The organism is Nonomuraea sp. B5E05 (assembly GCF_039880665.1).
Lineage (GTDB): Bacteria > Actinomycetota > Actinomycetes > Streptosporangiales > Streptosporangiaceae > Nonomuraea.
In genome coordinates this window covers 1-1,771 of sequence record NZ_JBDPMJ010000084.1, presented here as the reverse complement: position 1 = coordinate 1,771, position 1,771 = coordinate 1, and the positions used below count along the sequence as shown (strand labels likewise).

The following is a 1,771-nucleotide window of genomic DNA, read 5'->3' as shown; positions in this document are numbered from 1 at the left end:
TCATGTCACGGCGAAGGCCATGCTTGGTGGGCCCTGTTCCGGGGTCAGCCCGCCGGGTTCTTCCGGGGTACGGAGGATGGCACGTGTGCACGGTCTGGGCCGGAACAGGAGAGACCCGTCTGACCACGCCTTTCGTCGGGCAAAAGACCGGGCGTATAAGCCGATGGTGAAGTCGTCCGGAGGGCAGCGGGAGTCCGAGGGGGTCGTAGTACCGCTGATCGGCGTGCAACAGAACGCGCCGGGAGGGAAGGGCCCTCACTTTGATCACGCGTGCGGCGAGGGTAAGCACCAGGGCATGGCCCAGGGTTCTGGGTCCAACAACCCCGGCGGGCCATCGCCCGCCGTACTGGACGGGCAGGTGTCCGTCCTGAACGTGCGACGACTTCAACGCAAGCTATGGACTGCGGCCAAGCAGTCTGCGGAGCGGCGTTTCCACGCCCTGTATGACCGTGTCCACAGAGGTGACGTGCTGTGGGAGGCGTGGGAACGGGTCCGGGCCAACAGGGGTGCCGCCGGAGTTGATCGGGTGACTTTGGCGGATGTGGAGGAGTATGGGGTTGCCCGGATGCTCGGGGAACTGCAGGACGACCTTCGCGCAGGCAGGTATCGTCCCGCGCCGTCCAGGCGGGTGGACATCCCGAAACCACAGGGTGGCAAGCGTCCGCTGGGCGTGCCCACGATCCGGGACCGGGTGGCTCAGCAGGCCGCCAAGCTGGTGTTGGAGCCCCTGTTCGAGGCGGATTTTCTTCCGGTCTCGTTCGGGTTCCGGCCCAAGCGGTCGGCGACGCAGGCGATGGAGCGGCTGCGTACCGGCTTCATCGAAGGCCGGGTGTTCGTGGTGGAGTTCGACATCGTCAACTTCTTCGGCGAGATCGATCACGATCGTCTTCTTGCCGAGGTGGGGCGGCGGGTGTCGGACCGGCGGGTGCTCAAGCTGCTGCGGCAGTGGCTTCAAGCAGGGGTGATGGCGGAAGGGGAGGTCCGGCGGACGGTCGCGGGAACCCCTCAGGGTGGCGTGATCTCGCCGCTGTTGTCCAATGTCTACCTGCACGTTCTGGACACCGAGTTGACCAGGCGCGGTGTGGGCGAGCTGGTGCGGTACGCCGACGACGGTGTCGTGTTGTGCCGCAGCGAAACCCAGGCCAGAGCGGCCCTGCAAGCGGTCGAGGGCATCCTCGCATCGCTGGGGCTGAGGCTGCACCCGGACAAGACGAAGATCGTTGACCTCAGAGAGGGCCGGGAAGGACTCGACTTCCTCGGCTGCCACTTCCGCGCCCGTTTTTCTGGCCGGTCGTGGGTGAAGTACGGCACCGTCCGCTTCTACCTGCACCGCTGGCCGAGTCAGACGGCGATGAAGAGACTCCGGTCCAAGGTCCGGGAGCGGACCGACCGCCGCCGGTCGGGAACGGATGTCCGTGACGTGATCGCGGATCTCAATCCGGTCCTGCGCGGCTGGGGCAACTACTTCCGAACCGGGAACGCCTCCCGCAAGTTCCTCCAGATCGACGATTACGTGGTCTGGCGTCTGCGCCGTCTGATGATCAAGAAGCGGGGACGTAACCTGCGAGCCGGTCAGGCGGCGCAATGGACTGAGGAGTGGTTCAACGGGCACGGCCTGCATCGCCTGCGGGGCACGATCCGCTATCCGAAGGCAGCGTAACCATGTCAAGAAGATCATCGGTAAGCCGTATGCGGGAAAACCGCACGTACGGAATTGAAAGGGGGATGGGGAACCGGGCCTTCACGGCACCGCGCCCCTGACTACCAATGG

1 protein-coding gene is annotated in these 1,771 nt (G+C 65.6%); it reads left to right on the top strand.

Annotated features, from left to right (window positions below):
* Window positions 1–358: 358 nt before the first annotated feature.
* Window positions 359–1,660: a group II intron reverse transcriptase/maturase gene (ltrA, locus tag ABGB01_RS45875; RefSeq protein ID WP_347780629.1), complete on the top strand. Its 1,302-nt coding sequence runs from the start codon at window positions 359–361 to the stop codon at window positions 1,658–1,660.
* The last annotated feature ends 111 nt before the right edge of the window (window positions 1,661–1,771 follow it).